The 20,497-nt window shown below is 63.1% G+C and carries 15 protein-coding genes and 2 riboswitches; of the genes, 6 read left to right on the top strand and 9 right to left on the bottom strand.

The features are described 5' to 3' along the window. Positions 1 to 10: 10 nt before the first annotated feature. Positions 11 to 1,243 carry an NADH:flavin oxidoreductase/NADH oxidase family protein gene (locus B9N88_RS24015; protein WP_027606486.1) on the bottom strand — a complete coding sequence of 411 codons (1,233 nt, stop codon included), beginning with the start codon at positions 1,241 to 1,243 and terminating at the stop codon, positions 11 to 13. A gap of 71 nt (positions 1,244 to 1,314) precedes the next feature. Between B9N88_RS24015 and B9N88_RS24010 the strand changes: the two genes are divergently transcribed. Next, on the top strand, positions 1,315 to 1,719 hold the full coding sequence (locus B9N88_RS24010) for a MerR family transcriptional regulator (RefSeq protein WP_027606485.1): 405 nt from the start codon (positions 1,315 to 1,317) through the stop codon (positions 1,717 to 1,719). Between the two features lie 40 nt (positions 1,720 to 1,759). Here B9N88_RS24010 and B9N88_RS24005 read toward each other — a convergent pair whose 3' ends face one another. Together B9N88_RS24005 and B9N88_RS24000 are read right to left on the bottom strand one after the other, a co-directional pair. Next, positions 1,760 to 2,254, bottom strand: coding sequence for a DUF934 domain-containing protein (locus tag B9N88_RS24005; RefSeq protein ID WP_003235539.1), 495 nt, complete (start codon positions 2,252 to 2,254; stop codon positions 1,760 to 1,762). Continuing rightward, positions 2,238 to 3,896, bottom strand: a complete 1,659-nt coding sequence (locus B9N88_RS24000; RefSeq protein WP_027606484.1) for a nitrite/sulfite reductase — start codon at positions 3,894 to 3,896, stop codon at positions 2,238 to 2,240. Before B9N88_RS24000 ends, B9N88_RS24005 begins: the two co-directional genes overlap by 17 nt. Before the next feature lie 422 nt (positions 3,897 to 4,318). Here B9N88_RS24000 and B9N88_RS23995 point away from each other — a divergent pair, with 422 nt between their 5' ends. Beyond that, positions 4,319 to 5,386 (top strand): ABC transporter substrate-binding protein, encoded by a 1,068-nt coding sequence (locus B9N88_RS23995; protein ID WP_027606483.1) that lies wholly within the window; start codon positions 4,319 to 4,321, stop codon positions 5,384 to 5,386. On the opposite strand, the gene B9N88_RS23990 is transcribed toward B9N88_RS23995, so the two are convergent. Beyond that, complete coding sequence (locus B9N88_RS23990; protein ID WP_027606482.1) at positions 5,383 to 5,601, bottom strand: DUF2970 domain-containing protein; 219 nt, start codon at positions 5,599 to 5,601, stop codon at positions 5,383 to 5,385. The two genes, B9N88_RS23995 and B9N88_RS23990, sit on opposite strands and share 4 nt — an antisense overlap. A 52-nt stretch (positions 5,602 to 5,653) precedes the next feature. Continuing rightward, positions 5,654 to 9,364 carry a methionine synthase gene (metH, locus tag B9N88_RS23985; protein WP_027606481.1) on the bottom strand — a complete coding sequence of 1,237 codons (3,711 nt, stop codon included), beginning with the start codon at positions 9,362 to 9,364 and terminating at the stop codon, positions 5,654 to 5,656. Between the two features lie 165 nt (positions 9,365 to 9,529). Here metH and B9N88_RS23980 point away from each other — a divergent pair, with 165 nt between their 5' ends. Together B9N88_RS23980 and nfuA are read left to right on the top strand one after the other, a co-directional pair. Then, on the top strand, positions 9,530 to 11,821 hold the full coding sequence (locus B9N88_RS23980; RefSeq protein WP_027606480.1) for a fatty acid cis/trans isomerase: 2,292 nt from the start codon (positions 9,530 to 9,532) through the stop codon (positions 11,819 to 11,821). 93 nt (positions 11,822 to 11,914) lie between these two features. Continuing rightward, positions 11,915 to 12,499 carry a Fe-S biogenesis protein NfuA gene (gene nfuA, locus B9N88_RS23975; protein WP_027606479.1) on the top strand — a complete coding sequence of 195 codons (585 nt, stop codon included), beginning with the start codon at positions 11,915 to 11,917 and terminating at the stop codon, positions 12,497 to 12,499. Between the two features lie 247 nt (positions 12,500 to 12,746). On the opposite strand, the gene cobM is transcribed toward nfuA, so the two are convergent. The 4 genes from cobM to B9N88_RS23955 all read right to left on the bottom strand — a co-directional run bounded on the left by cobM (position 12,747) and on the right by B9N88_RS23955 (position 14,857). Next, positions 12,747 to 13,493: a precorrin-4 C(11)-methyltransferase gene (gene cobM / locus B9N88_RS23970; RefSeq protein ID WP_027606478.1), complete on the bottom strand. Its 747-nt coding sequence runs from the start codon at positions 13,491 to 13,493 to the stop codon at positions 12,747 to 12,749. A gap of 70 nt (positions 13,494 to 13,563) precedes the next feature. Then, positions 13,564 to 13,956, bottom strand: a complete 393-nt coding sequence (locus B9N88_RS23965; protein ID WP_027606477.1) for a cobalamin biosynthesis protein — start codon at positions 13,954 to 13,956, stop codon at positions 13,564 to 13,566. Continuing rightward, positions 13,953 to 14,657, bottom strand: coding sequence for a CbtA family protein (locus B9N88_RS23960; protein WP_027606476.1), 705 nt, complete (start codon positions 14,655 to 14,657; stop codon positions 13,953 to 13,955). The genes B9N88_RS23965 and B9N88_RS23960 overlap by 4 nt, the downstream gene beginning before the upstream one ends. An 11-nt stretch (positions 14,658 to 14,668) precedes the next feature. Then, on the bottom strand, positions 14,669 to 14,857 hold the full coding sequence (locus B9N88_RS23955) for a CbtB domain-containing protein (RefSeq protein ID WP_027606475.1): 189 nt from the start codon (positions 14,855 to 14,857) through the stop codon (positions 14,669 to 14,671). A 96-nt stretch (positions 14,858 to 14,953) separates the two neighbouring features. After that, a riboswitch (cobalamin riboswitch) is annotated at positions 14,954 to 15,159 on the bottom strand. 42 nt (positions 15,160 to 15,201) lie between these two features. Continuing rightward, positions 15,202 to 15,402: riboswitch (cobalamin riboswitch) on the top strand. Between the two features lie 92 nt (positions 15,403 to 15,494). Between B9N88_RS23955 and cobW the strand changes: the two genes are divergently transcribed. Next, complete coding sequence (cobW, locus tag B9N88_RS23950; RefSeq protein ID WP_027606474.1) at positions 15,495 to 16,556, top strand: cobalamin biosynthesis protein CobW; 1,062 nt, start codon at positions 15,495 to 15,497, stop codon at positions 16,554 to 16,556. 3 nt (positions 16,557 to 16,559) lie between these two features. Further along, complete coding sequence (gene cobN / locus B9N88_RS23945; protein WP_027606473.1) at positions 16,560 to 20,321, top strand: cobaltochelatase subunit CobN; 3,762 nt, start codon at positions 16,560 to 16,562, stop codon at positions 20,319 to 20,321. The last annotated feature ends 176 nt before the right edge of the window (positions 20,322 to 20,497 follow it).

Raw genomic sequence — 20,497 nt, 5'->3', positions numbered from 1 at the left:
TGCTCCGCTTTTAATGTGAAGATTGCGTCATGGCCGCGCGGTATTGCCGGGTGCGCCGGGCGATAAACCATTGGTCACACGCCAGCGCCAGCCATGGCACGACATTGGGTTTAGGCAGTCGGCCACGACTCAGGCGGCGCATCTGGTCCCGCACCACGGCCAGGGTGGCGAGGGCGGCCAAGGGTTTGCGTTTCCAACTGATCGGCTTGAGTTGCGGGTTGGGGTCGCGACCCTCGTGCCAGTGCTTGATCAGTTGCGGTTCCAGGGTCAGGGCGGTAGCGATGCCGGCCATGGCGATACCGCTGTCCAGTACTTGTTGCACGATGGGCAGGCGGCGAATGCCGCCGGTGACCATCAGCGGCATCTTGGCGATGGTCGCCAGTTCCTTGGCGAACTCCAGGAAATACGCTTCGCGGGCCAGGGTGCGGCCGTCCCGTGCTTCGCCTTGCATGGCCGGGGCTTCGTAGCTGCCGCCGGATAATTCCAGCAGGTCGATGGGCAGCGGGTTGAGCAGCTCGACCACGGCGCGCGCGTCGTTGGCGTCGAAGCCGCCGCGCTGGAAGTCGGCCGAGTTGAGTTTGACCGCCACACAGAATGAAGGACTGACGCTGGCACGCACGGCGTGGATCACTTCCAGCAGCAGGCGTGCGCGGTTTTCCAGGGGGCCGCCCCAACGGTCAGTGCGTTGGTTGCTGAGTGGGGAGAGAAACTGGCTGAGCAGGTAGCCGTGCGCGCCGTGGATCTGCACCCCGGTGAACCCGGCTTTCTCGGCCAGGCGTGCGCTGGTGGCGAAGCGTTTGATCACGTCTTGAATGTCGTCTTCGGTCATGGCCCTGGGCTTGGCGAACATCTTCGAAAAGCCGCCGAGGTCCAGTGCAATCGCGGAGGGCGCCAGGGCCTGCTGGCCGAGGTTGGCCATGGTCTGGCGCCCCGGATGGCTGAGCTGTACCCAAAAGTGCACGCCCTTGTCGCGGGCCACGGCGGCCCACTCGCGAAAGCTGTCCAGGTGCTGTTCGTCTTCGAGGGCAACGCCGCCGGGACCGGTCATGGCGCGGCGGTCGATCATCACATTGCCGGTCAGCAGCAGGCCGGGCTCGCCGTCCGCCCAGGTCTTGTACAACTGCTTCAATTCGCGGGAGGGCGCCTGTTGCGCATCCGCCATGTTTTCTTCCATCGCCGCCTTGGCGATACGGTTGGCGAGGACTTGGCCATTGGGCAGTTGCAAGGGTTCAAAGGGTGACATGGGTTGACTCCTGAGCAGGGGAGGCCTCAGGCTAAGCTTAAAGTTAACTTTAATGTCAAGCAGGCGTTTTGATGAATATTGGAGAGCTGGCAAAACAGAGCGGGCTGGCGGCGTCGCGTATCCGCTTCTATGAAGCAGAAGGGTTGATCAGCCAGGTGGGGCGCCAGGCCAATGGCTATCGCCGTTATGCACCGGAGGCCTTGCAGACGCTGCGCTTGATTCAGAGCGCGCAGCAGGCCGGTTTCACCTTGCAGGAACTCAAGGCGCTGATGCCGGCCCCAGGCGAGCACAAGCGCGCCGAGCTGATCGAGGCGCTCGAGCGCAAGGTCGAGCAGATTGAAGCGATGCAGGCGCAACTGGCGCACAGCAAGGCGCAGTTAGTCGGGGTGATCGACGCGGTACGCGCGCAACCGGAAGGTGTGCCGTGTTCGATGGGGCAGAAGCAGGTGCTAGCGTCGATCAAGCTCAACTCATAAAAAAGCCCTGGCATGCCAGGGCTTTTTCATTTGTGCAGACTCAGCGACGACGGAACAGCGGCAGCGGTTCATCCGTTGCAGCCTGGTACGTCACCGAGAAGTCCTTGAGGCTTTCCAGTGCTTCGTACGGGTCTTTGTCGGCGCGCAAGGCGAAGGCATCGAACCCGCAACGGCGCAGGTAGAACAACTGGTCGCGCAGCACGTCGCCAATGGCCCGCAGCTCGCCTTTGTAACCGTAGCGGTCACGCAGCAGGCGTGCGTTGGAATAGTTGCGACCGTCGGTGAAGGCCGGGAAGTTCAGGGCGATGACCTGGAAGTGCTCCACGTCAGCGCCGATCTCTTCGGCTTCTTCATCGGCGTCCAGCCACACACCCAGGCCGCCGTCGCGGGCCTTGAGCGCGTGGCCGTGTTCGCGCCACAGCGCCAGCGGCACGATCAGGTCGTCGCAGTTGGAGATGCCGTCGAAGCTCGCATCCTTGGGCAGCAGGTGCCAGGTTTCGTCGAGGACTTCGTTGTTCTTAATGATTCGCTGCATAGACGCGCTCCTTGAACAGGTCAATGCCGATGCGCTGGTAGGTGTCGATGAAACGCTCATCTTCGGTGCGCTGTTCGATGTACACGTCGATCAGCTTGCCGATCACCTCGGGCATGGCTTCCTGGGCGAAGGACGGGCCGAGGATCTTGCCCAGGCTCGCATCGCGGCTGGCGCTGCCACCCAGGGACACTTGGTAGAATTCTTCGCCTTTCTTGTCCACGCCCAGGATGCCGATGTGGCCGACGTGGTGGTGACCACAGGCGTTCATGCAACCGGAGATGTTCAGGTCCAGCTCGCCGATGTCGAACAGGTAGTCCAGGTCGTCGAAACGGCGCTGGATCGATTCGGCGATCGGGATCGACTTGGCGTTGGCCAGGGAGCAGAAATCGCCCCCTGGGCAGCAGATGATGTCGGTCAGCAGGCCGATGTTCGGCGTGGCGAAACCGCCTTCGCGCAGTTCGCCCCACAGGGTGAACAGTTGGCTCTGCTCAACGTCCGCGAGGATGATGTTCTGCTCGTGGGAGGTGCGCAGCTGGCCGAAGCTGTAGCGCTCGGCCAGGTCGGCGACGGCGTCCAGCTGCTTGTCGGTGATGTCACCCGGTGCAACACCGGTCGGTTTCAGTGACAGGGTCACCGCCACATAGCCCGGCTTTTTGTGCGCCAGGGTGTTGCGGGTGCGCCAGCGGGCGAAGCCTGGGTGCTGCTGGTCGAGCGCTGCGAGCTCGGCATCCTGGTTGCCCAGGGCCTTGTACTCAGGATCGACGAAGTGCTTGGCCACACGGTGCACTTCGGCTTCGGTCAGGGTGGTCTGGCCGCCGCGCAGGTGCTCCATCTCGGCGTCGACTTTCTGGGCGAACACCTCAGGGGTCAGCGCTTTGACGAGGATCTTGATCCGCGCCTTGTATTTGTTGTCACGACGGCCGTAGCGGTTGTAGACGCGCAGGATGGCGTCGAGGTAGCTCAGCAGGTCCTGCCATGGCAGGAACTCGTTGATGAACGCACCCACCACCGGGGTACGGCCCAGGCCGCCACCCACCAGGACACGGAAACCCAGCTCGCCGGCCGCGTTGTACACCGGCTCCAGGCCGATATCGTGTACTTCGATGGCGGCACGGTCCGAGGTCGAGCCATTGATGGCGATCTTGAACTTGCGCGGCAGGTAGGCGAATTCGGGGTGGAAGGTGGTCCACTGGCGGACGATTTCACACCACGGGCGTGGGTCGATCAGCTCGTCGGCGGCAACCCCGGCGAATTGGTCGGTGGTCACGTTGCGCAGGCAGTTACCGCTGGTCTGAATGGCGTGCATCTGCACGGTGGCCAGTTCAGCCAGGATATCCGGCACATCTTCCAGGGCCGGCCAGTTGAACTGCACGTTCTGGCGGGTACTGATGTGGGCATAGCCTTTGTCGAAGTCGCGGGCAATCTTGGCCATCATGCGGGTCTGGCGCGAAGTCAGTTGGCCATAAGGCACGGCCACCCGCAGCATCGGCGCAAAGCGCTGGACATAAAGGCCATTTTGCAGGCGCAGAGGGCGGAACTCTTCTTCGCTCAGTTCACCTGCTAGGTAGCGTCGGGTCTGATCACGGAACTGCTTGACGCGGTCCTCGATGATGCGCTGATCGTATTCGTCGTATACGTACATATAGGTCCTGTTCTCGGCAAATCTGCGCGCACGGCCGCGCACTCCCAACGGAGCCGGCGCACGATACCAGTTTGCGTTTATGCGCAAAAGTGATGTTTGAGTATATGCACATAACCAAAATGACTAATGAGAAGGGTTATCGCGATACCCACATTTGTCATGCGGGCAATCGTGAACTTTACTGTGAGCGTGTTTGAGTGCAATCACCTATAAAACCGACAAGAGGCGATGCAATGAGCAATCCGACCAAAGCCCGTAAACCTGACAGTACCGTTGATGCCTGGGCCATTCTGTTCCTGATCATTCTGGTGGTGGGAACGGCCGTATTCTGGGTCAGCCACCAATAAAGGACGTGGATTGAGCCTCGATTGGTTCAGGCATTGCCACTATCATGGCGGCCTATTTTCGAGGCTCAAGCATCCATGTTGAAGGTGTTGATTACGTGTGTCTGGTTGTTGGGATCGACGTATGGGGTGATGGCTCATGCAACGTCGGTGGTGTTTCTCAATCCGGGCATGGCGACGGAAACCTTCTGGGTCAGCTACGCGCAATTCATGAAGGCCGCCGCCAAGGACCTCGGCCTGGACTTGCGTGTGCGTTATGGCGAGCGTGATGCCGGCAACACGCTGGCCCAGGCGCGTGAGGTGCTGCAAGGCAGCCAGCGGCCCGATTACCTGGTGCTGGTGAATGAGCAGTACGTCGCTCCGCAGATCCTGCGCATGGCCGAGGGCAGCGGCGTCAAGCTGCTGCTGGTGAACAGCGCGCTGACCTCCGATCAGGTGCAATTGCTGGGAACCCGCCGTGGCATCCGTCTGATCGGCAGCCTGGTGGCTGACGATGAACAGGCTGGCTACCTGATGCTCCGCGACCTGTTGCGCCAGCACGGCCCGGTTGCGTCCGGCCAGTCCCTCGACCTGTTGGCCTTTTCCGGGGTCAAGACCACGCCGGTCGCGCAATTGCGTGAGCGCGGCATGCGTCGGGCGCTGGCCGAGCATCCCGAGGTGCGCCTGCGTCAGTTGGTCTACGGCGAATGGAACCGCGAACGCGCCTTCGAACAAGCGAAGCAACTGTTCAAGCGCTACCCGCAGACGGCGCTGGTGTGGTCGGCCAACGATCAGATGGCGCTGGGCGCCATGCAGGCGCTGCAGGGCAGTGGGCGGTTACCGGGCAGGGACGTGCTGTTCAGCGCGCTCAACAGCTCGCCGGAGATCCTGCAGGCACGCCTGGATGGACGCTTGTCGTCCCTGGTCGCCGGGCATTTCACCGTGGGCGGCTGGGCCATGGTGTTGGTCCATGACGATGCCAAGGGCCTGGACATTGGCGCCTATGGCGGACGCGACCGGCAGTTGGCGCTATTCCAATTGATCGATGCCGGCCAGGCGCGGCGCTTGTTGGGGCCGACACCCTCGGTGGATTTCCGCGCGTTGTCCGCCCAGGGCAAGCCCGTGTCCTATCGTTACCCGTTCAGCCTGCACCTGCTGCTGCGCTAGACGCCGGCGAGGTGCAGCACCAGCTTGACGATGCCGAACAGCGTCAAGGCGAATACTGCTGTGAACAGAATGCCCAGGATCACGAAGTGGCTGGGCTTGCCGTGGGTGAAGTCGCGGGCGCGATTCTTGCCGCTCTGCACGCCAAAGGCGGCGGCCATGACGCTGTGGAGCATCTGCCAGAAGGTCGGCGGCTTGTTGTTGACCGGATCGTCCATACATCCCTCGACACAAGGTGTGTGAGGGACAGCATAGACAATCCAGGCCGGCTTAGTTGTCGTAGCCCAGGTTCGGCGCCAGCCAGCGCTCGGTCACGGCCAGGTCCTGGCCCTTGCGCGCGGTGTAGCTGGTCACCTGGTCCTTGTCGACCTTGCCCACGGCAAAGTACTGCGCCTGCGGGTGGGCGAAGTACCAGCCGCTGACCGCCGCCGCCGGGAACATCGCGTAGTGCTCGGTGAGGAACACGCCGCTGCGCCCAGCGTGCATTTCGCGGGCCTCGGGGTCGAGCAGTTGGAACAACTGGGCTTTCTCGGTGTGGTCCGGGCACGCCGGGTAACCGGGGGCAGGGCGGATACCGCTGTACTGCTCCTTGATCAGCGCTTCGTTGTCCAGTTGCTCGTCCTTGGCGTAGCCCCAGTGTTCCTTGCGCACCTGCTGGTGCAGCCACTCGGCACAGGCCTCGGCCAGGCGGTCGGCCAGGGCCTTGACCATGATCGAGTTGTAGTCGTCGCCCGCGTCCTGGTAGGCCTTGGCCACTTCCTCGGCGCCGATGCCGGCGGTGGTGATGAAGCCACCGATGTAGTCGGTCACGCCGCTGTCCTTGGGCGCGACGAAGTCGGCCAGGGAGAAGTTCGGCTTGCCGTCGGTCTTGATGATCTGCTGGCGCAGGTGGTGCAGTTTGGCAATCGGCTGGCCGTCTTCACCGTAGACTTCCAGGTCATCGTCCTGCACCTGGTTGGTGGGCCAGAAACCGAACACTGCACGGGCGCTGATGAGTTTTTCGTCGATCAGTTTCCTGAGCATTTCCTGGGCGTCGGCATACAGCGCGGTGGCGGCTTCACCCACCACTTCATCGGTCAGGATGCGCGGGAACTTGCCGGCCAGGTCCCAGGAGATAAAGAACGGGGTCCAATCGATGTACTCGGCCAGGACGTTGAGGTCGATATTGTCCAGCACCCTGGAACCGGTGAAGGTGGGCTTGACCGGCGTGTAGCTGTTCCAGTCGAACTGCGGCTTCTTGGCGATGGCCGCCGGGTAGCTCAGGCGCTCGGTGCGCGCGCTGCGGTTGGAGGTGCGTTCACGCACGTCGATGTATTCCAGGCGGGTCTTCTCGACGAAGCCGGCCTTCAATTCCTTGGACAGCAACTGCGTGGCCACGCCCACCGCACGGGAAGCGTCGGTGACGTAGATCACCGCGTCGTTGCTGTACTTGGGCTCGATCTTCACCGCCGTGTGCGCCTTGGAGGTGGTCGCGCCGCCGATCATCAGCGGCAGGTGGAAGTCCTGGCGCTGCATCTCGCGGGCCACATGCACCATCTCGTCCAGGGACGGCGTGATCAGGCCGGACAGCCCGATAATGTCGCACTTCTGCTCCTTGGCCACCTGCAGGATCTTCTCCGCCGGCACCATCACGCCGAGGTCGACGATGTCATAGCCGTTGCAGCCGAGCACCACGCCGACGATGTTCTTGCCGATGTCATGCACGTCGCCCTTCACCGTGGCCATCAGGATCTTGCCCTTGGCTTCCGGCTTGTCGCCTTTTTCCAGCTCGATGAACGGGATCAAGTGGGCCACGGCCTGCTTCATCACTCGGGCGGATTTCACCACCTGGGGCAGGAACATCTTGCCGGCGCCGAACAGGTCGCCAACGATGTTCATGCCGGACATCAGCGGGCCTTCGATCACTTCGATCGGGCGGGCGAACGACAGCCGCGATTCTTCGGTGTCTTCGACGATGTGGGTGGTGATGCCCTTGACCAGCGCGTGTTCCAGGCGCTTGTTGACCGGCCAGCCGCGCCACTCTTCGGTCTCGGCTTCTTTTACGCTGCCGTCGCCCTTGTACTTGTCGGCGATGGCGAGGAGGGCGTCGGTGCCTTCCGGGGTGCGGTTGAGCACCACGTCTTCCACGGCATCGCGCAGCTCGGCCGGGATCTGGTCATAGATCTCCAGCTGGCCGGCGTTGACGATGCCCATGGTCAGGCCGTTGCGGATTGCATACAGCAGGAACACCGAGTGGATCGCCTCCCGCACCGGGTTGTTGCCGCGGAACGAGAACGACACGTTGGACACGCCACCGGAGGTCAGCGCATACGGCAGCTCGTCGCGGATATAGGCACAGGCGTTGATGAAATCGACGGCGTAGTTGTTGTGCTCTTCGATGCCGGTGGCGACTGCGAAGATGTTCGGGTCGAAGATGATGTCTTCCGGTGGGAAGCCGACTTCATCCACCAGGATGTCGTAGGAGCGCTTGCAGATTTCCTTCTTGCGCGCTTCGGTGTCGGCCTGGCCGGCCTCGTCGAAGGCCATCACCACCACGGCGGCGCCGTAGCGTTTGCACAGCTTGGCGTGGTGAATGAACTGCTCGACGCCTTCCTTCATGCTGATGGAGTTGACGATGCCCTTGCCCTGGATGCACTTGAGGCCGGCTTCGATCACTTCCCACTTGGAGGAGTCGATCATGATCGGTACGCGGGAGATGTCCGGCTCGCCGGCAATCAGATTGAGGAAGGTCACCATGGCCTTCTTCGAATCGAGCATGCCCTCGTCCATGTTGATGTCGATCACCTGGGCGCCGGCTTCCACCTGTTGCAGGGCGACTTCCAGGGCTTCGGTGTAGTTGTCTTCACGGATCAGGCGGGCGAAACGCGCAGAACCGGTGATGTTGGTGCGCTCGCCGACGTTGACGAACAAGGAGCTGCGATCAATGGTGAACGGCTCCAGGCCCGACAGGCGGCAAGCCTTGGGGATGTCCGGGATCGGGCGCGGCGCGTAGCCGGCCACGGCCTTGGCGATGGCTTCGATATGGCCCGGGGTGGTGCCGCAGCAGCCGCCGACGATATTGAGGAAGCCGCTCTGGGCGAATTCTTCGATGACCTTGGCGGTTTCCGACGGCAATTCGTCGTACTCGCCGAATTCATTGGGCAGGCCGGCGTTGGGGTGCGCGGACACATGGGTGTTGGCTTTGTTGGACAGCTCTTCCAGGTAAGGGCGCAGCTCGCTGGCGCCGAGGGCGCAGTTCAGGCCCACGGAAATCGGCTTGGCGTGGGCCACCGAGTTCCAGAAGGCTTCGGTGGTCTGGCCCGACAGGGTGCGGCCGGAGGCGTCGGTGATGGTGCCGGAGATCATGATCGGCAATTCGATACCGAGTGCTTCGAACACACCCTGCACGGCGAAGATCGCGGCCTTGGCGTTGAGGGTGTCGAAGATGGTCTCGATCAGGATCAGGTCGGCGCCGCCTTCGATCAGGCCCTTGGTGGCCTCGGTGTAGTTCTCCACCAGTTCATCGAAGGTGACGTTGCGGTAGCCAGGGTTGTTCACATCGGGCGACAGCGAGCAGGTGCGGCTGGTCGGGCCGAGGACGCCGGCGACGAAACGCGGCTTGGCCGGGTTCTCGGCGGTCTTGGCATCGGCGATCCTGCGCGCCAGGCGTGCGCCTTCGACGTTCAGTTCATAGGCCAGTTCTTCCATGCCGTAGTCGGCCATGGAGATGCGGGTGGCGTTGAAGGTGTTGGTTTCGAGGATGTCCGCACCGGCATCCAGGTAGGCCTTCTCGATCCCGCCGATCACGTCCGGGCGGGTGAGCACCAGCAGGTCGTTGTTGCCCTTGACGTCGCTCGGCCAGTCGGCGAAGCGTTTGCCGCGGTAGTCGTGTTCTTCCAGTTTATAGCTCTGGATCATCGTGCCCATGCCGCCGTCGAGGATCAGGATGCGTTCCTTGAGGGCGTGGTGAAGGGCTTGCAGACGAGCGCTACGATCGGACATGGGACTACTCTGGTCAGGCATTACGGAGGGCGTGGATCATAACAAACCTGTGCGGATTTGCGGCATGCCGGGGTTTTGCATGAATATCGCTCATGTTGAGCGGGTGCATGGCCCGGTAGAATCACCGCCACTCTAAATCGCACGCATTGAATCGGGACCGGATACATGTCACTTCGTCTTATCGTCAGCGCCGTCCTGGCATTGATAGCCAGCAGCGCTCTGGCAGAAGGTCCCGCTCCGGCGATCTCGTATACCCGCGACATCCAGCCGATCTTCACCGAGAAATGCGTGGCCTGCCATGCGTGCTATGACTCCGCGTGCCAGCTCAACCTGGGCAGTGCCGAGGGCGCGGCGCGCGGTGCGACCAAAGTGCCGGTCTATGACGGCGAGCGCAGCCAGGCCACACCCACCACGCGCTTGTTCTATGATGCCTTCGGCAAGCAGGCCTGGCAGCAGAAGGGCTTTTATTCGGTACTCGACGCCCAGGGCAGCCAGGCCGCGTTGATGGCGCGCATGCTGGAGCTGGGGCATACCGCAGCGCTGAAGCCCAATGCCAGGTTGCCCGAAGAGATCGTATTGGGCCTGAACCGCGAAAACATGTGCGCCACGCCGGGAGAGTTCAACGCCTACGCCGGTGCCCATCCCAAGGAAGGCATGCCGTTGGCGGTCACCGGCCTGAGTGACCAGCAGTACCAGACCCTGCAACGCTGGCTGGCCTCCGGTGCACCGATTGACCAGCAAGGCGTGGCCCCCAGCGCCCGGGAAGCCGCACAGGTGCTGCAATGGGAGAACCTGCTCAACGCCCCCGGCGCGCGGGAAAGCCTGGTGGCCCGCTGGTTGTTCGAGCACCTGTTCATTGCGCATCTGTATTTCGAAGACGGTGAGCCTGGGCATTTCTTCCAGTGGGTGCGCTCGCGTACCCCCAGCGGCCAGCCGATTGACCTGATCAATACCCGCCGCCCCAATGACGATCCCGGCACCCGCGTGTACTACCGTCTGTGGCCGGTGGAAGGGGTGATCGTCCACAAGACCCACATCACCTACCCCCTCAGCGCGGAGAAAATGGCGCGGGTCAAAGCCCTGTTCTACAGCGGCGACTGGCAGGTCAGCGCCTTGCCCGGCTACGGTCCCGGCCGGCGGGCCAACCCTTTCGAGACGTTCGAGGCGATTCCGGCCCAGGCGCGTTACCAGTTCATGCTGGATAACGCCGAATACTTTGTGCGCACGTTTATTCGCGGGCCGGTGTGTCGCGGGCAAATTGCCACGGACGTGATCCGCGACAATTTCTGGGCGTTGTTCCAGGCGCCCGACCACGACCTGTACATCACCGATGCCCGCTATCGCGGCCAGGCCACGCCGTTGCTGGCGATGCCAGGGCAGAATGACGACGTGGGCAGTGTGCTCAGCCTGTGGCTCGAATACCGCGATAAGCGCAACCAGTACGAAGCCCTGCGGCGAGACAGCTATGCCGAGCTGCCGGCGCCCAGTTGGTCGACCTTGTGGGCCGGCAATGACAATGCCCTGCTAAGCATCTTCCGCCACTTCGACAGCGCCTCGGTCAATAAGGGCCTGATCGGTGAAGTCCCGCAGACACTGTGGTTGTTCGACTATCCGTTGCTCGAACGCACCTACTACCAACTGGTGGTCAATTTCGATGTGTTCGGCAACGTATCGCACCAGGCCCAGACCCGGCTGTACTTCGACCTGATCCGCAACGGTGCCGAGCAGAACTTCCTGCGCCTGATGCCGGCCAATAGCCGCGATGCCTTTATGGATGATTGGTACCAGAACAGCGGCAAGATCAAGCTGTGGCTGGATTACGAAGCCATCGACGACGACACGCCTACCGCCTTGCACCTGGATAAAAAGGACCCCAAGCGCGACTTCGCCAACCAGTTGCTTGCCCGCTACGGTGACCTGAATGCCAGCCCGGATCCGATCAACCGTTGCGGGGGCGCGTTTTGTTCGCGCGACGGTATCGACCCGGCGCTGCAGGACGCCGAACAGGCGCTCAGCCGCCTGACTTCACGCCCGGCGGCGGGGCTCAAGGTGATTGACCAGTTACCTGAAGCGACGATGCTGCGCGTCGAAACCGCCAGCGGTAAGCGCGTGGTCTACAGCCTGCTGCGCAATCGCGCTCACAGTAACGTGGCATTTCTGCTGGGTGAGGCTTATCGCTATCAGCCGGGCCTGGACACGCTGACCCTTTACCCTGGAGTGCTCAGCAGTTACCCGAACTTCATGTTCAACATCCCTGCCCAGGAGGTGCCCGAATTCGTCGCCGAAATGGAGCGGGCCAAGGATGCCAATCGCTTTGAGAAAATTGTCGACCGCTGGGGGGTGCGCCGCAGCCACCCGTTGTTCTGGCAGTATTTCCACGATTTGTCCCAGTACATCCGCGAGACGACGCCGGTGGAAGAAGGGGTGCTGGATATGAACCGTTATGAAAACCTCTGACAGAGGCGAACGTCTTTTCCGACAAAATTACTCGGACTTTGTACCTGCGTAATATTTTGGCGTAAACTGCCGGCAAGCCTGTGAGGAGTTTCCATGACTGCCATAACCATTACCGACGCCGCCCACGATTACCTGGCTGACCTGCTGTCCAAGCAGAACACCCCGGGAATCGGCATCCGCGTCTTTATCACCCAGCCTGGCACCCAGTACGCCGAGACGTGCATCGCCTACTGCAAGCCCGGTGAAGAGAAACCTGAAGACACCGCCCTGGGGCTGAAAAGCTTCACCGCGTATATCGACAACTTCAGCGAAGCCTTCCTGGACGATGCCGTGGTCGACTACGCCACCGACCGCATGGGCGGCCAATTGACCATCAAGGCGCCCAACGCCAAGGTGCCTAATGTCAATGCCGACAGCCCGGTCAACGAGCGCATCAACTACTACCTGCAAACCGAGATCAACCCGGGGCTCGCGAGCCACGGCGGTCAGGTCAGCCTGATCGACGTCGTCGATGACGGCATTGCCGTATTGAAGTTCGGCGGCGGCTGCCAGGGCTGCGGCCAGGCAGACGTGACCCTGCGCGAGGGCATCGAGCGGACCTTGCTCGAGCGTATTCCGGAGCTCAAGGGCGTCCGTGACGTGACAGACCACACGCAGAAAGAAAACGCCTACTACTGAGTAAGGCGTTCACTGCGAACAAAAAACGGCGCCCGTGAGCGCCGTTTTTTATTATTAAAATTCAAGCAGTTATGCCATCTATCTAACAAGTAGGATTAAGTGTGGGAGGGGCCTGCTCCCGATAGCGGTGCCTCAGTCGACTCATGAGCAGGCTGACACACCGCCATCGGGGGCAAGCTCCGTCCCACATTTTTTTGTGTTTATCTATTAAAATCAATGGATTGCGTTGATTTTTTAAAGTAAATAATCAAGACCGATAAAGGTGCGCATGCCCCGCCCGATACAACGACGACTCACTGAAACTGTCACTCGCCAGTACTCGCCCCACCACAATCAACGCCGTACGCCGAAAGCCCTTGGCGGCGACTTTGTCGGCAATATCGCTGAGCGTGCCGACCGCCCAATCCTGATCCGGCCATGTCGCCCGGTGCACCACGGCAATCGGGCAGTCCGCGCCATAGTGCGGCAGCAGTTCGGCGACGATCTTCTCCAAATGATTGACCCCCAGGTGAATCGCCATGGTCGTGCCATGTCGGGCCAGGCTGTCGAAGTCTTCCCCGGCCGGCATGCGGGTTTTATCGGCGTAGCGGGTCAGGATCACGCTTTGGGCGATGTCCGGCAGGGTCAGTTCGGTCTCCAGCAAGGCTGCGCAGGCGGCCACTGCGGTGACGCCGGGAATGATCTGAAAGGGGATGCCCAACTCACGCAAATAACGGATCTGCTCGCCAATCGCGCCATACAGGCTCGGATCGCCGGAGTGCACCCGTGCCACGTCTTGGCCATTAGCGTGGGCGGTCTTGATCAGTTCGATAATCTGTTCCAGGTGCAGTTCAGCGCTGTTGACCACTTGTTGCGCCTGATGACCTTCCAGCACCGCCGCCGGCACCAGTGAGCCGGCATAGATGATCACCGGGCAACTGCGGATCAGGCGTTGGCCTTTGACGGTGATCAATTCCGGATCGCCGGGGCCGGCGCCGATGAAGTAGATGGTCATGGAGAATTCCTGTGGAAAAACGGGCGAGCATGAAGATTGCTCATGATCGGGAAGGGCGATTATCGGGATTTTAGCCGGCGCAGGCCAATGCAAAGGTGGCCTGGGCGGTTTTCTGGCGGGTGATCAACAAGCGGGCAGGGCCGCCGCAGAGCTGTTCGGCCAGGGCCAGGGCGGCACTTTCGGCGACGCCGTAACAGCCGGTATGGGCAAACGCGACCGCCGATTTGTGGCTCAGCCGGGCTTCGTAAACGGCCAGTTGCCCGGCGCTGAAGCACTGCAAGGGCAGGTCGAGCAGTCGGGCCAGGGCGAGTAACCCTGGCTCGTTCTGTTTACGGTCGATGCTGGCCAGTGCGGTGACACGCTGGCGCTCGACCCCGCCCTCGGCCAGGGCGCTGTCGAACAGGCCCAGCAGGGTGTCTACATCACAACCCCGCTGGCAACCCAGGCCGACCACCAGGGTCATGCCGAGTATTGATCGTCGCGGTTGCGGCGGAACAGCCAGGCGCTGATCAGGCCCAGGGCCAGCCAGAACGCCACGTTGGTCAACTGCGAAGCGATCTTGAACTGCGCTTCGAGGGCTTCCGGCGCCAGCATCGAATGGGTTTCCGGCTGCGGTGCACCGATCACATGCGGCACCACGAGGATCGCCGCGCCCAAGACTTTCAGCAGCCAGTTGCGACCAAACACGATCAGCGCAATCCCGGCCGCCGTGGAAGCAGCAGTGCCGATCCACCAGATTTGCCGTTGCGCCAGGTCGGCGGCGGCAGTGCCCGGCAGCTCCGGCGGCAGGCCCAGGGTGGGCGCCAGCACAAAAGTCGCGTAACCGGCCAGGCCCCACAGCAAGCCTTGGGCCGTGCGGGTCGGTGCGCGCAGGGTGTAGAGGCCGGCCAGCATCAGGGCGAAGCCGACGGCCACCACCAGGTTGCCGCCGGTGGTCGACAGTACACGCTGCCAGCCGTCTTCGGGCTCCCAGGCTTCGGCGTCGTGGGAGTGTGCAGCGGCGCCAGCGGCGTGCTCGTGCACGACTTCGGTCGCGGCCGGGGCTTTTTCAAAGGTTTCCGCCTGCAGAATCAGCGGAGCGACCCAGAAGCTTTGCAGCAGGGTCAGCAGCAGGGCGGCCAGCAAGCCGGTGAACCCTGCGGTTTGCGCAATACGCTTGATCATGTCGGCAGGCCTCAGTGGCACGGGAACGCGGCGCTGTGGCGGGTATCGTGGGCCGCGTTGTGCACCGCCTCGATATGGGAGAAACCGGCGAAATACACCAGGCACGCGCCAAGGATCGACGCGCCGATGGCGGCGGTCAGGCGTTGGCTGAGGGTGGCGGAGCTGCTGGCGGTGTGCGAGGTGCTGCTGATGATCGACATGGCGCGTCCCTTTCAGGTGTCAGGGTGACACGAGCGCATGCAAACCCCGCGAGCCAGGCACGCAGGGTTTTAACAGCGCCCGCCCACCGCGGGTTTGTTATTCGATGTTATTCGGGCCGGTCTCCGGGCTTGCGAGGGACACTGGGTCTATAAAGCGTCGCCTTCCCATGCCGTACAGGCACAGTGGATCTGACGCTTCACTCGCTTACCGTTGCGGGGGCAGCACCGGACTCGTCATGACGCCATGACTCACCGGTTTCCCGTTTCACCCTGTGAAGGGCACCCGAAACAAGATGTGTAGGAGAGCATGGGCCGGGGACGGTAGTCAAATGCGGCGAGCCCCTGTAGCCTTGCACCCTCGAGGTTCTTCGGCCCAGGCCGAAGCTAAGAAGGGAACGCGGTCCAAGCCGCGGCTGCCCCCGCAACTGTGAAGGGTTTATCTGACTGCCACGCCACTGCCACTGCGGCGGGAAGGCGCAGTCGGCGCCGGTCGCAAGACCCGCAAGCCCCAAGCCAGGAGACCTGCCTCGCCACCGATTTTCCAATTCAACCGGGCGGGGTGATCCGGTGACGAAATCCGCTTCTGCGCGCCGCCGCAGGGCCTATCGTCCCGTATGCCCGCCCCAAAGGGCATCCGATGAAAACACTGGCCAAACTCCCCGTCACCATCGTTACCGGCTTCCTCGGTTCGGGCAAGACCACCTTGCTGCGCCATATGCTCGACAACGCCCAGGGCCGTCGCATTGCGGTGATCGTCAACGAGTTCGGCGAGCTGGGTATCGACGGTGAGATCCTCAAGCAGTGCTCCATCGGTTGCACCGAAGAAGAGGCCAACGGCCGTGTGTACGAGCTGGCCAACGGCTGCCTGTGCTGCACGGTGCAGGAAGAGTTCTTCCCGGTGATGCGCGAACTGGTCGCCCGTCGCGGCGACCTCGACCATATCCTTATCGAAACCTCGGGCCTGGCCCTGCCGAAACCCTTGGTACAGGCCTTCCAGTGGCCGGAAATCCGCAGCGCCTGCACGGTTGATGCGGTCATTACCGTGGTCGACAGCCCGGCCGTGGCCGCTGGCACCTTTGCCGCGTTCCCGGACCAGGTCGACGCCCAGCGCAAACTCGACCCGAACCTGGACCATGAATCGCCGCTGCACGAGCTGTTTGCCGACCAACTGGCCAGCGCCGACCTGGTGATCCTCAATAAATCAGACCTGATCAGCGCCGAAGACCTGGCCCGTGTGCGCCTGGAAGTCGCCGAAGAACTGCCACCAGCGGTGAAGATCATCGAAGCCAGCAGCGGTCGCCTGCCGTTGGACGTATTGATCGGCCTGGGCGCGGGGTCCGAAGAACATATCGACGCTCGCCATAGCCACCACGATCATCACCACGAAGGTGAAGACGAGCATGATCACGACGCCTTCGATTCCATCTCCATCGACCTGCCCCAAGCCGACGAAGCGCTGCTGCTCGACGCCCTGAACCAATTGGTGGTTCAGCACGGCATCCTGCGGGTCAAGGGCTTCGCCGCCATCCCGAACAAGCCGATGCGCCTGCTGATCCAGGGTGTGGGTACGCGTTTCGACAAGCACTTCGACCGTGCCTGGGGCGCCGACGAAGCGCGCATCACGCGGCTGGTGCTGATCGGCCAGGAGCTGGACGCGGCGGGCCTCGAAGCGCAACTGCGCGCTGCCCTCAGCGTTTAACCCATGCACCTGCTCAGGACTCAGCCCGGTGGTTTCGTCGCGGACGACAATATTGCCGACCTTGGCCAAACTCCCGCCGAACTGGTGATCCTGTGCAGCGGCGATTCCAGCCTGGCGCTGCTGGCCGAAGCCGCCCAGCAGTTGCCCGAGGATTACCCCAGCCTGCGCCTGGCCAACCCGATGCAGGTGCAGAACCACGCCTCGGTCGATTTGTATGTCGACGAGGTGCTGCGCCACGCCAAGGTCATCCTGATTTCCCTGCACGGCGGCATCGGTTATTGGCGCTACGGTATCGAGCGCCTGGTGGAGCTGGCCGAGCGTGGCGTTACGCTGATCCTGGTGCCGGGGGATGATCGCCCGGACCCGGAACTCAGCGGCCTGAGCACGGTGAATGCCGAACAGCGCGACCGCCTGTGGCACTTCCTGCGCCAGGGCGGGCTCGCTAACGCGCTGGATTTTTTCCGCTGCCTGGCCAGCGGCTACCTGGACCGCGATTACCCGTGGGCCGAGCCGCAGACCTTGCCGCGCACCGCGATCTATCACCCGCACAAAGCCAACCCTCGCCTCAATGACTGGCAGACCGATTGGCACGCGGATTGGCCCGTGGCGGCGGTGCTGTTCTACCGCTCCCACCTGCAGGCGGCCAATACCGGTTTTATCGATGTGTTCTGCCAGCGCTTGCAGGCGGCGGGCCTTAACCCGTTGCCGATGGCGGTGGCCAGTTTGAAAGAGCCCGGCTGCCTGAGGGTGGTCGAGGACCTGCTGGATGAGGTCGGTGCGGCGGTGATCCTGAACACCACCGGTTTTGCCCAATCCAGCCCCGAAGCCCCGCATCTGCGGCCGTTTCGCCGCAATATCCCGGTGATCCAGGCGATCTGCGCCCAGGATAACCAGCCGGGCTGGCAGGCCAGCGAACAAGGCCTGGGCCCGCGCGACCTGGCGATGCACATTGCCTTGCCCGAGTTGGACGGACGGATTATCAGCCGGCCTATCAGCTTCAAGGATCTGGCCTGGCGCAGCGAACGCAGCCAGTCGGACGTGGTGTGCTACCGCGCAGCGCCCGAACGCATGGACTTCGTCGCCGAACTGGCGCGCCGTTGGGTCGAGCTGGCACGGGTGCCGAATGGGGATAAACGCATCGCCCTGATCCTTGCCAACTACCCGACCCGCGATGGTCGTATCGGTAATGGCGTGGGCCTGGATACCCCGGCCGCCGCGTTGAATATCCTGCGTGCCCTGCAAGCCGAAGGCTATCCGGTGCCGGAGCAACTGCCCGAAAGCGGTACCGCGCTGATCCATGAGCTGCTCGGCGGCGTCACCAACGACCTCGACAGCCTCGACCTGCGCCCCTGTCATCAAAGCCTGGGCCTGGACGACTACGAGGCGATGTTCAAGCGCTTGCCTGAATCCAACCGCCAGGCGGTGCTGGAGCGATGGGGCGCCCCGCACAACGATCCAATGTTCCGCGACGGCCGCCTGATGATCGCCGGCCTGCGCCTGGGCCAGACTTTCGTCGGCATCCAGCCGGCCCGGGGTTACCAGGTGGATGCCAGCGCGGTGTATCACGACCCGGACCTGGTGCCGCCCCATGGCTACCTGGCGTTCTACTTTTGGTTGCGCCACACCTATGGCGCCCATGGCGTGATCCATGTGGGCAAGCACGGCAACCTCGAATGGCTGCCGGGCAAGGGCGTGGGACTCTCGGAAAACTGCTGGCCGGATGCGCTGCTGGGACCGCTGCCGAACATCTACCCGTTTATCGTCAATGACCCGGGCGAGGGCGCCCAGGCCAAGCGGCGTACCCAGGCGGTGATCATCGACCACCTGATGCCGCCGCTGACCCGCGCCGAAACCTACGGGCCGCTGCGGGACCTTGAGCTGTTGGCGGACGAATATTACGAAGCCCAACTGCTCGACCCACGCCGGGCCCGCGAGCTGCAAAAAGACATCCTCAAGCTGGTGCGTGAGACCCGCATCGATCAGGAGCTTGAACTGGATGGCGACGCCGATGCCGCTATCTGGCTGCCGCGCCTCGACACCTACCTGTGCGACTTGAAGGAGTCGCAGATACGCGACGGCCTGCACATCTTTGGCGAATCCCCCGTGGGCCGTTTGCGCATCGACACCTTGCTGGCCTTGCTGCGCATCCCGCGTGGCGACGGCCGTGGCCCGCAATCGAGCCTGCTGCGCGTGTTGGCCAAGGCGTTCGCGCTGGGTTTTGACCCCCTGGACTGCGCCCTGGCCGAGCCCTGGACCGGGCGACGCCCGGCGGTGTTGCAGAAGATCGATGGGCAGCAGTGGCGCACCGCCGGGGATACCCGCGAGCGCCTGGAACTGTACGCTGCGAGAATGATCGAGCAGGCGTTGGAAGGGCCGCTGGAACAGCTGGAAGAGCCCGGCTGGGAAGAAGTGAAGGCGGTGATCGAAAGCCTGCGCATCGTCGTGGCGCCACGCCTGGACGCCTGCGGCCCGGCGGAAATGCATGGCTTGCTGGAGGCCCTCGGCGGGCGCTTTGTGCCTGCTGGGCCAAGCGGCGCGCCGAGCCGGGGGCGCCTGGATGTGCTGCCGACCGGGCGCAATTTCTTCACCGTTGACGTGCGCAACCTGCCCACCACCACCGCGTGGCGCATCGGCTTCCAGTCCGCCAACCTGATACTTGAACGGCACCTGCAGGACCACGGCGACCACCTGCGCCAACTCGGCCTGTCGGTGTGGGGCACGGCCACCATGCGCACCGGTGGCGACGACATTGCCCAGGCCATGGCGCTGATGGGCGTACGGCCGGTGTGGGCCACCGGCAGTCAGCGGGTGGATGATTTTGAAATCCTGCCCATCAGCCTGTTGGACCGCCCGCGCGTGGACGTCACCTTGCGCGTGTCCGGGTTTTTCCGCGATGCCTTCGCCAACCTGATCCGCCTGTTCGACGCGGCGGTACAGGCGGTGGCGGCCCTGGATGAGCCGGACGACATGAACCCGCTGGCCGCCAAGGTGCGCAGTGAGCGCGCGGCATTGCTGGCCTCCGGCCTGGATGCGGAGGCCGCGGCGAAACAGGCCGGCTGGCGTATCTTCGGGGCCAAGCCCGGTGCCTATGGCGCGGGCGTGCAGGGCGCCATTGACGGGCGCCTGTGGCAAAGCCGCGAGGACCTGGCTGAGGTCTACCTGAACTGGGGCGGCTACGCCTATGGCGGCTCCGACGAAGGCACCGCTGCTCGCGCGCAGTTTGCCCAGCGCCTGAGCCAGGTGCAGGCGGTGTTGCAGAACCAGGATAACCGTGAGCACGACCTGCTCGACTCCAACGACTACTACCAATTCCAGGGCGGCATGCTCGCCGCCGTGGAAACCCTGAGCGGCGACAAGGCCGCCAGCTATCACGGCGACCATAGCCAGCCGGACCTGCCGAGGATTCGCACCTTGAAGGAAGAGCTGAACCGGGTGATCCGTTCCCGCGCCGCCAACCCCAAGTGGATCGACGGCGTGAAGCGCCATGGCTATAAAGGTGCGTTCGAAATGGCCGCGACCGTGGACAATCTGTTCGCCTTCGATGCCACCACGGCGCTGATCGACGATCATCAATATGCGTTGCTCGCTGACGCCTACCTGCTGGACCCTGACACCCGCGCGTTCGTGCAGCAGCACAACCCTGCGGCGCTGCGCGACATGACCGAGCGCATGCTCGAAGCCCAGCAGCGTGGCCTGTGGCAGGAGCCGGGGGCGTACCGCGAGGCGCTGGAAAACCTGTTGCTGGATATAGAAGAAGACAGCTAGAACGCGAGATGCGGCTTGTTGTGGCTGGCGGGCTTGTTGTGGTGAGCGGGCTTGCCCCGCGCTGGGCTGCGAAGCGGCCCCAAAAACATAGTCCCGGAGCTACCTGGCACACTGCAGCGCTCCTATTGGGGCTGCTTCGCAGCCCAGCGCGGGGCAAGCCCGCTCACCACAAGTAG

The sequence above is a fragment of the Pseudomonas sp. LAMO17WK12:I1 genome (assembly GCF_900177315.1).
GTDB lineage: Bacteria > Pseudomonadota > Gammaproteobacteria > Pseudomonadales > Pseudomonadaceae > Aquipseudomonas > Aquipseudomonas marginalis.
This window is presented reverse-complemented; position numbering and strand designations above follow the sequence as displayed.